A 12,312-nucleotide genomic window follows, 5' to 3' on the forward strand; every position below is an offset into this window, starting at 1 on the left:
AAAGTGGTTTGGTGCTAGTTGCGTGCAAGCCAGATCTCGGGTTGGCGGTCTGAAGCAGGAGCACCGGTAGCAATGTCCGCCCACAGCTCGTTGGCCGCTTTGTCGTCGTCAAGAAGATCGACGACGACGACACCGTCTTTCATGACCAAGCGGGGCCTGGCCAGTGCACGCAGATCGGTAGACGGGTCGCCGTCGACGACGACAAGGTCGGCGAAGTTTCCGGACCGGATGCTGCCCAGTCTCGGATCGCCGATGGCGGCAGCGGAAACTTCGGTCGCCGAGAACAGGGCGTCGAGCTTGGTCATGCCGGCGTCCACCAGGGCTTCAAGTTCGCAGACCATGACATCACGGGCTGGAATCCAGTGGATTGGGTCTGATCCGGCGGCGACCCTCACACCGGCAGCCATGGCTCGCTGCACAGATTCGCGATGGACCCGGGCAATGCGCTCTTCATAAATGGCAGCGCGGTCTTCCGTGATGGTCTTGCCAACGGTGAGGTGCGTTTTCGTTGAGAACGCCCAGAGCGTGGGCACGTAGAACGTCCCTTGGTCAGCCATTCGGGCCACCAGGGCGTCGTCCAGCGTAAGTCCATGGTCGATGACGTCAATGCCGGCATTCACTGCCGCACGTGCAGCATCAATGCCCTCGCAATGGCAGCCAACGCGCGCACCGAGGAGATGCGCTTCGGCTACTGCTGTGGCTATCTCATCGTCATTCAGGTAGCGGAGGCACGTTGTCCAATCTGAGTCGCCGGTCGTGTGAGACAGCACGAGTTTGATGAGGTCGGCTCCGCCAAGACGTTCCTCGCGGACCGCGCGGCGGACTTCATCAACGCCGTCTGCGAAGTGGTTTCGCCAGTCCACCGGGGCGCCGCGGCCTACGATGTTCGGACCTGCAGTGAAGGCACGCGGGCCAAGGACCCGGCCTGCTGCGATCTCGTCGCGGAAAGCGTGGATTCCCCGGTGTTTGCAGCCTGGATCGCGGACTGTGGTGACGCCGGATTCGATAGCCCGTCTCGCCGTGATAACACCGTCAACGACGCTGGTAGTGACGAGCTTGGGGTCGGCTTCCACACCGGAACGACTCATCAGATGAAAATGCGAGTCGATGAGACCCGGGAGGATGTGGGCGCCGCGAACGTCGATTACCTCGTGGGCGTCGGACGGCAATTGGCTGGCCGGCTCGATCCCGACGAAGCGACCGCCGTCGATCACCACCATATGATCGCTGACAAAGGCGCGCGCGTCCGTGTCGAGGATCGGGCCTCCGAGTACAAACCGGGTTGTCATGCTTCCTCCTTGGAAGGATAGGTTGGGCGGGTAGTGGCATCCGCAAGGGTTTCTGCCATACGGACGCCGGCGAGGATTCCGGCGACAACGGGACGGTTGATTCGGGTGGAGAGCGCATGAGCGATTTGACCCATGACCGAGCCTGTCAGAACCAGCACATCTCCCAACTCATCGCTCGAGCGACTACGGCAGGCGTCTGTTAGTTGGTCAAGGAGTTCGCCCGGGGATGTGGCCGCGTCCCTGCTGGTCGTTCGGGCCGGAATGATCGAGGCCAGCCTCGACTCCAGCCCGTAGCTTCGGATAAGCGCGCGCATCCCGGCAACTTTGGCTGGCGCAAGGACTGCCACGCTGAACGTCGCGCCTTGGGCGCAGGCCTGGAGCATCCCGGCCTCGGCTATCCCGATGACGGGGCGGTCAGTCAGTTCACGCGCAGCAGCCAGTCCAGGGTCATTGCCGCATGCAACCACGAAAGCGTCAAAGTCATGGCTGTATTCCCGTACCAACGCGGCGGTGTGGGCGCCAGAAACGATGACGTCGAAAAGCGTGTCGATGCCTTCCGGACCTTCTGCCGGGTTCAGGAACACAGCTTCTGTGCCAGACAACAGCTCCGGAGTCACAGTGTCCGCGAGTTGTTGAGTAACCCGGTCAGAGGAGTTTGAATTGATGACAGCTATCCGGCGTGTTCGCGACGATGAACCTGCCGTGGGGGTCTGCGTGATTCTCATGCCGCGACGTAACACTGTTCAGTGATCTGTTTGGCGCCGGCACCTGTCAATTCCCGGCGGAGTTGGCCAGCGCGCATGATCAAAACACGATCACAGAGGTGGCTGAGCTCCTCGTGCTCCGACGAGACGATGAGCACGGCAACACCCTGTGCGGCCATAAGTCCGACCTGTTCAAGGATGGTCCTTTTTGCGCCGACATCGACGCCTTGCGTCGGTTCATGCAGAATGAGGCAACGAATCCCTTCCTTGGCGGCCCACTTGGCGATGAGGACTTTTTGCTGGTTGCCTCCGCTGAGGGTCTCAAGGGCCCTGTTCGGATCTCCGGCCGGTCTCACATCGAAGTGCTCCATGGCCTTGACGACGCTCCTATGCTCACGCTTCTGGTCAATGAAGCCTCGTCGGGTGAACCGGCCCAGCGAAGCCAGGGTCAGATTCTCTGCGATGGAGGCACTCATGATTCCCGAACGGCGCTTTCGGTCTGCTGGCAGCATCGCAATACCCTGACGCGTGGCAGCACAAGGCGAGGACGTCCTGACAGTCTTGCCGTCCACGTGAACAGTGCCGGAGTCGGACTTGATGCTCCCGAGGATCAAGTCGGGCACGTCATCATGCCCGGCGCCCGCGAGCCCGGTCAGCCCCACCACCTCGCCGGGGCAGATTTCAAGGGAGAGGTCACGTACTCCGCCGCCGCTTAGGTTGGTCACCCTGATCGCTGGCCGGACGTTGTCGACGATGTGGCTGGTCCGAACTGGAAAGTGGGATTCGAGATCCCGCCCCAGGATGTGCCTGGCCAGTTCCTTCTCATCGTTGATCGTGCTTGTGGGAGCCTCCATGACAACACGCCCATCGCGGAGGACCAGAACGGAGTCGGTAGCGGTCATCACCTCGTCCAGACGGTGTGTGCAGAAGGCGATTGCCGTGCCGCCCGCAGCAGCAGAACGCATTGCGTCAAAGAGACGTTCACGTTCCACGCCCGTGAGATTGGCGGTCGGCTCGTCGAGCACCAGGAGGGTCGAGTGGCCTCGCCCTCGGGCGTAGATTGCCCTTGCGATGGCGACAACGGCCTTCTCCGCCTGGGTCAACTCCTGAACCGGAGTTGACGGATCAAGATGAACGCCCAAGCCAGCCAGCAGTTCATCGACCTTAGCCGCCTGGCTCTTCCAATCGATAAGACCGTATTTGCGCATCATGGCGCCCACAAACACGTTTTCCATGACAGATAGGGACCCAGCGAGTCCAAGGTCTTGATGCACGAATGCGAAACCCAGATCCGCCGAGGTCGTTGGCGTAAGCGGGAGAGACGCTTCGCGGCCGTTCACGCGCAAGGTGGCCCCGCCATCGGGCTCGTAGATCCCAGCAAGGATCTTGAACAGGGTCGACTTGCCGGCCCCGTTTTCACCGAGCACTCCAGTTACCGTCCCGGGCGCGAAAGTCAGGGAGATATCATGCAAGACTTTGGTCAAACCGAAAGTCTTCGACACTCCTGAAAGTACGATTCCGTCGCGCGTAGTGGTGATCTGATGATCCTTCATTCTTCTCTCCCTTGAGATCGACCCGTTGCACCGATCACTTACTTCCAGAGCCCTGTGTACTGGTTCTTGTAGTCGACGTTGTCGTACAAGGCAGCTTCGGACGAGATATCAACGCCGTCGATGTTCTTAGAGTCAAAGAGCTTCACTGGTACCTCACTGATGGCTGGCTTTTCTCCGGCAAGGGCCCGCAGGGTGCGGTCCATCATGGCCCAGCCAAGCCAGTTGTTGCTGTTTCCGACGTCGACCGCCTGCACCCGCTTGTCGCGGATGAAGCCGAGGTTTGCCTCGAAGGCGTTGATGCTCCCGACGCGGATGTCGGCTTTCCGGCTTGATAGTTCAACGGCTGGAATGGTGAACTGCGCAATCCCGTCGATTGCAGGGAAGATCCAATTCAGCTTCGAGTTCCGGGAAATCTGGGATCCGGTCAAGGTCTCGGCTGCCGTCTTGAAGTTGGACTGCATCAAGTCGTCGACTTGCAGGGTGCATTCCTTTGAGCAAAATTCCTTGAAACCCTCTTCTATACCCTTGCGCATTGCGGTGAAGGTTTCGATTGAGGGCAGGTTCTGGACTGCACCGTGTACAGGCCCATCTGTGTTGGCAACGGCGTATGCGGCCACCAGTTTGCCTGACTTGAAGTAATCGATGCTGACTTCGCCGGCGGCACCTTTTTCAAGGGGCGCGTTCACGTCAACGTTCAATGCGCCGATGACAGGCACACCGGCCTTATTCGCAGTGCTGATGGCAGTCGGGAGCAGATTGAAGTTGATGCCGAACGCTACGATTGCGGCTGATTTGGAAGCCAGCGCTTGATCGATCTGCTTTGCAGCTGTGTCCGTGGACCCTTTGGCATCGTAAACATCGACTCGAACGCCCGCGTGCTTGCCGGCTTCGGTCATGCCATCAAGCACCGCGCGGACAAACGGCAGCGAGTTATCCAGGGTGACGGCTGCGATGGTTTTCCCCTTGAACTTCGAAATATCGATCGGCTCGCCAGGACGCAAGAACTCCGTGGGTTTGGCACTGTCTTCCACGAAACGTTGCGCGGCAATCTTGCCGTCGGAGGCGTTGACTGTTGAGTTTGCCAGGGATGAGGCGTTTCCGGCCTGGCAGGCGGTCAGCCCGATGAGCGAGAGGCCAAGGCCAAGGGCAGCGAGCGACTTCAGGGGACGCGAGTTCTTCATTGCACTGGTTCCTTCTAGTTCGGGGGAGTGGGATGGGGTGGGGTATTTCAGGAGCTGGAGGCGGACTTGCGGCTGACGATTGCGGCGAACGAGACGGCCAATACCAACGCGGCGCCGTTGAAAACGTTCTCGAGCCAACCTGCACCGCCCAGCATTTGCAGACCGGTTACCCCGGTCACAACCAAGAACACCGCAATGACCGTGCCCCAGGCGTTGAAGCGTCCCGGTTTGATGACGGTGGCGCCCAGGAAAACAGCGGCAGCACCGGGGAGCAGGAAGGACGCACCCAGGTTGGGGTCGGCGCTGCCGAGGCGTCCCACGTTCAGGACGCCGGCCAGGCCGCAAAAAAAGGCGCTGGAAGTCAGGGCGAATACTCGGATGCGATCGGTTGGGAGGCCGCTGAGCCTGGCAACTTCGCGTCCTTCGCCGGTGAAATAGATGTAACGACCGAGCGGGGTGTGCTCCATGAACAGCCAAACAATGACGGCCAGCAGAAACGCAAGGTAGACAGGTAGAGGCAGCCCGAACAGTTGCGTGGTCGCAATCTGATTGAGAAATGCAGGAGCCCCTGCGATGACCTGGGAACCTGATACGGCCAGGGTCAGACCGGTAATGACCGTACCCATACCAAGTGTCGTAATCATCGAACTGATGCCGATCTTGACAATGAAGTATGAGTTCAGGAGGCCCCACAGCATGGTGGACCCCACTGCAATGGGAATGGCCACCTCTCCAGGGAGCCCCAACTGAACATTGAGCACCGCAAGGACAATGGAGGACCATGCGATCATTGGGCCGAACGAAAGATCGAACTCGCCGGCTGCGAAGGGGATTACCAGGCCTAGTGCGGCAATAATGAGGACGCTTTGGGACGAAGTGACCACTCGCAGGTTTTCAAACGTAAAGAACGTCTCCGGGGCTGCGATGGAAAAGAAGGCAACGACGAAGATCAGTACGCCAAGAACGGCGTACTTGTAAGTGAGACGGCGGAAGAGGGACTCCTGCGGGACTGCAGTCTTGACTGGACCCGATGGAGTGGACTTGGTGGCCGTGGCCGGTTTGATTCGTTGGTCAGCTATCTCATCCGGGCTGGCGGAAGGCAAAGAGGTCTTACTCATTGGGTGTTCTCCCATTAGATGAAGTGGTCTGTATCGGCGATGACGGCTGCCACACGGGCACCTGCCACCTCGAGTTCTACGGTGTTGTTGGATGTCAGTCCGATCGGCTCACCAATGCCGACTGCGACAAGAATCCCCGGGCCGCGGCGTTGGTCGTTCTCCTGGGCAAAGAGTTCCGCCAGAGGCGTGCAGCAACGGATTGCGTATGCTGTGATGTCTTCCACCGCCTTTTGGACCGTATCGGAAGGTGGAACGCATCCTTCGTCCACGGCCAGACCGTCCCGAAGCATGCGAAATGTCGGCTCTGCACCTGTTGGTGCATGTGAAACGGATGACACCAACCGGGTCACTCCACCATTTACGGCTACCAGATCAGAAGTCTCGATGTTCCGATCGTCGAAACGGTGGCTAGCCACTTCCAAGCCGAGTTGCAGCTTCCCATCTTGTGCTTCCACAAGATGGCCGAGAAGGGCCTGACGGACGGATTCTGGGCTGAGATGCAGTCCGACGACGCCTCGCACCAGGAGGGGAACCGAGTCAGTCGGTATCCTCGCGGTGGTAACCGAAACCATGCGTTCATTGAGAATCGCCGGATCCCCAGAGCCATGGCCTTGCCCAATGAGTACGGCGCTCCGGTCGCCTCTTGCCATACGACGACGGATTACCTCGTCGCGAACGAGGCGCGCATCTTCGATGGAGAGGCCGGGGATCATCCGACTCAAGGGTGTGATCCTACGGCGCTGAATATCCGAGGAAAGCACCAGGTCGGCAAGCCTGCGAACCTCTCGGCCTGTGAGACCTGCGCCTTCTTGGGGTCGCTGTGGAGCTTGCATCCATTTCATAGCGTTACAGTATTGAGGAGCCGGTTAACCGACCCGAAACCGTCACTCGGGTTTTTCGAGGCTGTCGTTAACGCATCGACTCAGTTCCCGTTCACAGCCGCCGGTGCCAGGAGTTAAGAGTGTCAATGGAGCACACACTGCCGTTATTGCGGGGCAAGCTAACGCCTCCGCCGTTGCCCGAGATCCTTGTGAACAGACCGCGGCTGGACACGTCGATTCAGAGTAGGCTGGACGCCTTGCCAGTGCTGATGGTGTGTGCCACCGCCGGCGCGGGCAAGACCACCGCGGTCCGTCATGCGCTCAGATATGACGAGCGCACTGCCTGGTTAACCATTGATGCCGCCGATGCTTCACCAGGCCGTCTCCTCACCTACATTGCAGCTGCCCTCGCTCCTTTTGCCGCGGAGATCCCTGAGCTGGTTAAGTATGCGTTTTCTTCCCAGGCACCCCACGGTGAAGTTGCAGGCCTGTTGGTTGAGGCTCTCTTGGGCGATTCCCGTATCACGCTTGTTTTGGACCAGGTGGACCGGATCGCCGATCACCCCCATGCGATGGACGTTATCGACCATTTGATGCGCTTTGCACCAACGAACGTGAGGATCATCCTGATCTCGCGCAATGCCATCACTCTTCCCTCGAGCGCTGTTCCCGGATCCGAGCGACTGGACTTCCTCATCGATCGAGAGCTTGCCTTCACACGGGAAGAAGCCCGGGCTGCGCTTGAAATTTCCGGAGGCTCAACTGATGACATCGACGCCGTCATGGAATCAACAGGGGGATGGGTGGTGGGAGTACTTTTCGCTGGAACCACAGCAAAGCCCATCAAACTCGCACTTCAGCCAGAGATCGACCCGCTCCACGCGTACCTCTGGACGCATGTGCTGCAAGGATTGGACAACGAACTAAGGGAATTCGCGATTACGACATCCGTGCTTGCCGCCGTCGATGCTCCACGGGCAACGGCCCTTGGGCTGGAACGTAGCGAGGGATTCCTTACGGAATTGCGTGCCCACCGGATCCCGGCTGTTTGGGTGCCTGGTGGCAAGACCGTCCGCTATCACCCCGTTCTGCGCGATTACCTCTTGGTTCTTTTGGAGAGGCGTCCCCGGGCCGATGTGGTTGCTCTAAGGATTCTTTTCGGCAAACTCCTGGCTTCAGAGGGATTCCTGGTCGAGGCCACCGAAGAACTGCTGTCAGTTGGTGCATACGGCGAGGCACTGCCGTACGCCGAACAGGCCATCGGCACGTTGATAGATCGTCGTGACTACGATGTGGCCGATAGGTGGCTGGAGGCGCTGGCGGGTCACGGTCAAGCCGCCCTCAGCCCCCTTACGACGGCTGAACTCATGCTTGCTGTTGCCCGCGAGGAGTACTGGCGGGGCGTGCGCATTGCCGATCAACTCGAGGCCATGGGACAGCGGGAGGCCTTGGCCCGAAGCTCAAGCAATGCAGCAGCGATGATGATTTGGTGCTATTACCATGCGTGTCGCGTAGAGGACATCACGCGAGTCTTGGCGGTTGCCCAAGATGGACCGGAACTGGAGGCGGCGCGGTACCTCCTCACTTTGATTGACGAACAACCAGCAACAGTTTTCCCGTCCTCAACAACAAGCGTGTACGTTGACGGACTCGTTCTTCGCCTTCGATACTGGCGTGGCGAGCTCGCCGCAGCATCCGCGCCAACTCGGAACCCAGCCACTGACGCAGTGGTGGCACCTTGGCGAGTAGCAGCCCTTCGGGCTGTCGGCGAATTGGACGAGGCTCATCGGCTCTATGAGCGGGTTGAAGCGGCAGGGGTCTTGACTGCCGGCCTCAGGGCAGTGGTCGGTGCGGAGTTGTACACCGATATGGGACGCGAAGACGAGGCACGATCTTGCATCGCCCAGGGCAGGGCTGAGGCAAGACGCAATGGCTCTCTCGTGTGGGATCTTTTCTCCCAACTTTCCGAAGCGAAACTTGAACTCAGGCTGCGGCGCGATCCCCTTCGAGCCCGCCAAGTGCTCGACGCCTTGGAAGGTCATGCATCCTCTCGTGTCTATCAGTCCACTGCAGAGCAAATCGATGTCTGGCAGGGCCTCTGCAATCTCATCCTCCGGGAGTATGAATCCGCCCGAATCCGGCTTCAGCGAGCCATGGAATCGATGCGCGTCTCCGGGCGAGTGTTGGAGCTACCGATTGCTGCTGTCTACCTGGCCGAAGCTGCATGGCATTGCGATGACGAGGAAACCTCGGACGCCGCGTCGGATATTGCCCTGGCGGCGGCCCACCAACAGGGAACAGATGAAGTGCTGCTCCGGGCACTCCGGGAATTTCCGGAAGTGCTCTCACGAAGGCTCGACGGTCTTGCCAACAGCGATACTGATTGGCACCGGCTTGGAAGCAGAATTCTCAATGAAGACTCCCGTCAAGTGCTCTCCTCGACGGTCATAGTTCAGTTGCATGAGTTCGGGACCCCAAGAATTCTCGTTGGTGAAATGGAAGCGAAACCGCGAATCGCGAAATGTTATGAGCTTTTGGCCTATTTGGCTTCCATCGGCAGCATGTCAGCCACCCGATCCCAGTTGCTGGATGCGTTGTTTGATGGACAGGACACAAACACATCGCGTTCCTACTTACGTCAGGTCATTCACCAACTCCGTTCCGTGCTTCCCGACGGAGTCGGCCCGTTTGTTTCCAATGACACCGTAGGGTTGGCCGACTTTGTCTCAGTCGAGAGTGATGCAAAGCGTTTCGAACAGGTCGCGCAAAGGGCGCGGAGTAATGATCCGAGGGCAAGACTTGAGGAAATCCAAGCGGCGTTGCCGATCTTGGCTTCCGGGGAATATCTCCCAAAAGCCAAATCGGATTGGTTTGAGGTTCGCCGCGCAGAAATCCAGGCAACATCTGCCGCGTTGAGGCTTGAAAGCGCACAGTTGGCCTTCGACCTCGGTGCGTATGCGCAGGCCGACAACTTCGCCGAGTCCGTGCTAACGGACGAGCCCCTCAGGGAAGCAGCCTGGCGCCTGCGTATGCGGGCTGCGTCTGCGTTGGGGTCCCACGACGACGTGCTGATGATGTATACCGAATGCGTCTCGGCCCTGGCCGCTATAGGGACTCAACCAGCGAGGGAGACGAAGGCCCTCCTTGACCAACTGCGCTAGAACAGGTGGGGCGAGGCGCAACTGAGCACACTCCGGCGCGGAGACAGCGGCGCAACAGGCTGTCCAAGCAGAGGCGGCAGCTTCCCAGAGTCTGGCAGGCGTCCGGTTTTAAGACAGCGGAAGGCAGGGCTTTGTGCCCTACAGCTGGCCGCGACAGGACTCTAGCCTTGAACAGGCAGGATGGCGGGTCCGCCTGACCAGATCCGGGAGGCTTTGGTGAAGACTACAACAACAAGCATCATCGCCGGCGTCATTCTTATGACGATGGGCGTTCTATTGCTTCTGGACCAGCTCGGTCTCATTGGAAGCGGGGCATATGTGCCGCCGCTTACTTTCACCGCGGTGGGAGGCATCTTTGTGGCCGTCTTCGTCCGCCGGCGCGGAAATTGGTGGGCAGCAATCCCAGCCTCTGTGTTCTTGGGCCTGGCCGCAGTCATCGCCACCAGCCAATTCGCGGAGGGACGCGCTGCCGGAGCGATTTTGTTCCTGTTCATGGCATCGGGATTTGGAGCGGTCTATCTCAGGGAGCGCAGTCACTGGTGGGCGCTCATTCCCTGTGGAGTCATGCTGATCCTGGCAGTGGTTGCAAGCCTCCCTGAGCAGCTGCAGGGCACACCTGCTGCAGCAGTCCTGTTCCTCGGGCTGGCGGCCACTTTCGCTCTGCTTTCCTTGGTTCCGGTCCCCGGCGATGGTGGCACCGAACGAATGAAGTGGCCTCTTATTCCGGCCGCAGTGCTTGGGCTGCTGGGTGGGGTTCTCGCCTTCCAGTCCGCTGCCCTGCTCATTGCCGGAGATTTCATCGTTCTGGCCGTAGTGATCCTGGCGGGGATCGGCTTGTTGGTCTACGGCTACCGCGCCCGCAACAACGAGGAGTACAAAGCCCGCGGACGGTAATGTCGGGCGCCACCCCCAAATCCGACCGCTGCCGGTGCCTGGCCGTAAAACTTACCAGCGGCGCTGAGCCCCCTGAAGTACCACCGTTTCCAATCAGATGGATGCCCGCTAGCCTCTCTTTCATGAGCAGAACGTCGGCACGGGCCCCGGATACCGCCGCAGGGGAGCGCGTGCTGATCCTGTCTGCAGGGGTTGGTGCGGGGCACAACAGCGCAGCTGCGGCGGTGCAGCAGGCGTGCACCGCGCGCGCCGACGTCGCCGAGGTGCAGGTGCTGGACGTGCTTCAGGTCAGTAGCGTCCTATACCGCGCACTGTTGGCGAAGGGTTACTTCGTCCTGGTCGAGGGCCTGCCCTGGCTGGTCGAGTGGGGTTACGACGTCAGCAACCCGCCGTTCCGCCGCCGCGGCCCAATCGACCCCTGGACGCGCGTGAACGCCGGTCCTGTCGTCAGCGCGATCAAGAGGTTCAGACCGACCGCGATCGTGTGTACGCACTTCCTGCCCGCTCAGCTGCTGGCGTCTCTGCTCTTACGCGGCGTAGTTGACGCGAGGACCGCCGTCGTGACAACGGACTATGACTTCCAGGGCCTGTGGCTCTCAAGCGCGTTCCACGCGCTTTTCGTGGCCAGGGAGGAAGGGCGGGTGGAGCTCCTGGCACTTGGTCTGCCTCCCGACCGGGTAGCGGCGACGGGTATCCCCATCGCCACGCAGCCTGATTTAGTGCAGGTGCGCGATGCCAGCGAGCCGCCGATGCTGCTGATCTCGGCGGGCGCTACCGGCGGGGACTATGCCTTGGCAGTGGTGCGGCAGACGATGCACATGCGTTCGGCATTCAGGGCCACCGTAGTGTGCGGGAACAACGATAGGCTGCGGCACCGCATCGAGCAGCTGGTGGCGCCCGCTGGCGACCGCTACCGCGTGCTCGGGTTCACGGCGGAGATGCCGCAGCTGTTGCATCGCGCGGACCTGTTTGTGGGCAAACCCGGCGGGCTTTCGGCGTCGGAGTGCATGGCTGCAGGCTTGCCTATGGTTCTTGTAAACCCTATCCCGGGTCAAGAGGTTCGCAACGGCGATTACCTGATGGAGCAGGGTGCGGCCGTCCGTTGCAACAGCACCGCGACGATCGGCTGGAAGATCGACGAGGTGCTGCGCGAGCCAGGCCGCCTGCCACGAATGAGGGCAGCGGCGCAACGAACCGGCCGCCCTGACGCCGCGGCGGACGTGCTGAGCGGTTTGCTGGGCGGGCCGTTACGTCCACTGGTCGTGACCCGCGCGGCGCAAAGGACAGTTCTTGCCGCAAGCGAGCAGCGCTTCGTTGCGACCGATCTCACGGGACCCTCCGCATTGGTCCGCTTGGTCGACCGGGCTACGGGTAGCACGATAGCGCTGCTGCAAGCCGAGGAGCTGGGGGATCTGCAGAAACGGTACGCGGCGCCCACCGGGGACCTCGTGCTGCGGCGCGGCAGGGCCCCCGCATGGCCTCGGTGGGAGGAGCGGCGGCTGCTCCGCGCCATTCTGCGCGGCGACGATGCACTACCTGTCCGCGGCGTAGGGCCGGAGACGCCCTTCCACACCCTCCCTTGATAGGCGTC

General features: G+C 60.6%; 9 protein-coding genes. 3 read left to right on the forward strand and 6 right to left on the reverse strand.

What is annotated here, in order from left to right; all coding sequences use genetic code 11:
• Positions 1-14: 14 nt before the first annotated feature.
• From LDN75_RS12660 to LDN75_RS12685, 6 genes are read right to left on the reverse strand one after another with little or no spacing between them, the layout of a single operon-like run.
• Positions 15-1,289: an amidohydrolase family protein gene (locus LDN75_RS12660; RefSeq protein WP_223932651.1), complete on the reverse strand. Its 1,275-nt coding sequence runs from the start codon at positions 1,287-1,289 to the stop codon at positions 15-17.
• Positions 1,286-2,014 carry an aspartate/glutamate racemase family protein gene (locus LDN75_RS12665; protein WP_223932652.1) on the reverse strand — a complete coding sequence of 243 codons (729 nt, stop codon included), beginning with the start codon at positions 2,012-2,014 and terminating at the stop codon, positions 1,286-1,288. The genes LDN75_RS12660 and LDN75_RS12665 overlap by 4 nt, the downstream gene beginning before the upstream one ends.
• Complete coding sequence (locus tag LDN75_RS12670; RefSeq protein WP_223932653.1) at positions 2,011-3,546, reverse strand: sugar ABC transporter ATP-binding protein; 1,536 nt, start codon at positions 3,544-3,546, stop codon at positions 2,011-2,013. The genes LDN75_RS12665 and LDN75_RS12670 overlap by 4 nt, the downstream gene beginning before the upstream one ends.
• A 38-nt stretch (positions 3,547-3,584) precedes the next feature.
• Positions 3,585-4,727, reverse strand: coding sequence for a sugar ABC transporter substrate-binding protein (locus tag LDN75_RS12675; RefSeq protein ID WP_223932654.1), 1,143 nt, complete (start codon positions 4,725-4,727; stop codon positions 3,585-3,587).
• 47 nt (positions 4,728-4,774) lie between these two features.
• Positions 4,775-5,845 (reverse strand): ABC transporter permease, encoded by a 1,071-nt coding sequence (locus LDN75_RS12680; RefSeq protein WP_223932655.1) that lies wholly within the window; start codon positions 5,843-5,845, stop codon positions 4,775-4,777.
• Between the two features lie 14 nt (positions 5,846-5,859).
• Entirely contained in the window at positions 5,860-6,567 is a 708-nt protein-coding gene (locus LDN75_RS12685) for a hypothetical protein (protein ID WP_223932656.1), read from the reverse strand.
• A gap of 245 nt (positions 6,568-6,812) precedes the next feature.
• Here LDN75_RS12685 and LDN75_RS12690 point away from each other — a divergent pair, with 245 nt between their 5' ends.
• From LDN75_RS12690 to LDN75_RS12700, 3 genes are all read left to right on the forward strand, one after another.
• Positions 6,813-9,827, forward strand: coding sequence for a BTAD domain-containing putative transcriptional regulator (locus LDN75_RS12690; protein ID WP_223932657.1), 3,015 nt, complete (start codon positions 6,813-6,815; stop codon positions 9,825-9,827).
• A 216-nt stretch (positions 9,828-10,043) separates the two neighbouring features.
• Entirely contained in the window at positions 10,044-10,721 is a 678-nt protein-coding gene (locus LDN75_RS12695) for a hypothetical protein (protein WP_223932658.1), read from the forward strand.
• 122 nt (positions 10,722-10,843) lie between these two features.
• Positions 10,844-12,304 carry a glycosyltransferase gene (locus LDN75_RS12700; RefSeq protein WP_223932659.1) on the forward strand — a complete coding sequence of 487 codons (1,461 nt, stop codon included), beginning with the start codon at positions 10,844-10,846 and terminating at the stop codon, positions 12,302-12,304.
• The last annotated feature ends 8 nt before the right edge of the window (positions 12,305-12,312 follow it).

The organism is Arthrobacter sp. StoSoilB5 (genome assembly GCF_019977235.1).
Classification (GTDB): Bacteria; Actinomycetota; Actinomycetes; order Actinomycetales; family Micrococcaceae; genus Arthrobacter.

Bases quoted from the DNA above. Each gene is read 5' to 3' on its own strand.
- LDN75_RS12700 (WP_223932659.1), top strand. From the start codon at position 10,844: ATGAGCAGAACGTCGGCACGGGCCCCGGATACCGCCGCAGGGGAGCGC.
- LDN75_RS12690 (WP_223932657.1), top strand. From the start codon at position 6,813: ATGGAGCACACACTGCCGTTATTGCGGGGCAAGCTAACGCCTCCGCCG.
- LDN75_RS12665 (WP_223932652.1), bottom strand. From the start codon at position 2,014: ATGAGAATCACGCAGACCCCCACGGCAGGTTCATCGTCGCGAACACGC.
- LDN75_RS12675 (WP_223932654.1), bottom strand. From the start codon at position 4,727: ATGAAGAACTCGCGTCCCCTGAAGTCGCTCGCTGCCCTTGGCCTTGGC.
- LDN75_RS12670 (WP_223932653.1), bottom strand. From the start codon at position 3,546: ATGAAGGATCATCAGATCACCACTACGCGCGACGGAATCGTACTTTCA.
- LDN75_RS12660 (WP_223932651.1), bottom strand. From the start codon at position 1,289: ATGACAACCCGGTTTGTACTCGGAGGCCCGATCCTCGACACGGACGCG.
- LDN75_RS12680 (WP_223932655.1), bottom strand. From the start codon at position 5,845: ATGAGTAAGACCTCTTTGCCTTCCGCCAGCCCGGATGAGATAGCTGAC.